This is a genomic window from Pseudomonas sp. BF-B-30, from assembly GCF_019956305.1.
Taxonomy (GTDB): Bacteria; Pseudomonadota; Gammaproteobacteria; order Pseudomonadales; family Pseudomonadaceae; genus Aquipseudomonas; species Aquipseudomonas jessenii.
Genome location: NZ_JAHBDG010000076.1, coordinates 1 through 1023 on the forward strand (window position 1 = coordinate 1; position 1023 = coordinate 1023).

Annotated in this window: 1 protein-coding gene; it reads right to left on the bottom strand. The window is 64.6% G+C overall.

Annotated elements, in window-relative coordinates:
* Positions 1-15: 15 nt before the first annotated feature.
* Positions 16-1023: aldehyde dehydrogenase family protein (locus tag KGB29_RS25910; protein WP_223616500.1), on the bottom strand; the 1008-nt coding region annotated here is incomplete at its 5' end.

Below are 1023 nucleotides of genomic sequence, written 5' to 3' on the forward strand. Positions count from 1 at the left end.
AACCAGGAATCCAGATCAGTCTTCGCGTTTGACCACCAGGGTCAGAATGTCATAACTGGCCACCAGTTCACCCAACTGGTTGGTCACTTCCACATCCCACGCCACCACCCCTTGCGGGATGCCTTGCGGGCTCTTCTTGCCCTGGTCGATCTTGCGTTTGCAGGTCAGGCGCGCCTGGATGGTGTCGCCGATGCCCACCGGGTTGATGAAGCGCAGGGTGTCCAGGCCGTAGTTGGCCAGCACTGGGCCGACGCCGGGGGAGACGAACAGCCCGGCCGCCGCCGACAGCACGAAGTAACCGTGGGCGATGCGCTTGCCGAATTGCGATTCCTTGGCTGCGATCTCGTCGAAGTGCATGTAGAAGTGGTCGCCCGACAGGCAGCCGAAGTTCACCAGATCTGCTTCGGTGACGGTGCGGCGGTGGGTCAGCAGCGACTCGCCGATCTGCAGGTCCTGGAAATGGCGACGGAACGGATGCACGTCGGTTTCGATGACCTTGGCCCCGCGCACGTACTCGCCGGTGACCGCTGCCAGCATGGTCGGAGAACCTTGTACCGCCGCGCGTTGCAGGTAGTGTTTCACCGCGCGCAGGCCACCGAGTTCTTCGCCGCCACCGGCACGCCCCGGGCCGCCGTGCTTTAGTTGTGGCAGCGGCGAGCCGTGACCGGTGGATTCGCCGGCAGAGTGGCGATCCAGTACCAGCAAGCGGCCGTGCCAGGCAGCAGCGACCGGGATGGCCTTGGCGGCGATTTGCGGATCCTTGGTCACCAGACTGGCCACCAGGCTGCCTTTGCCGCGGGCGGCCAGGGCCAATGCTTCGTCGAGATCGTCGTAGGCCATCAGCGTGCTGACCGGACCGAACGCTTCGATATCGTGGGCGCCACCCTCGGCATGGGGGTCGCGGGCCTGCAACAGGGTCGGGGCGAAGAACGCGCCCTTGTCGACGTTTTCACCACGGGGTTCGAAACCGTCGCGGGCACCAAACAGCATATCGCTGCTCTGCAACAGGCTTTCCAGACGCTC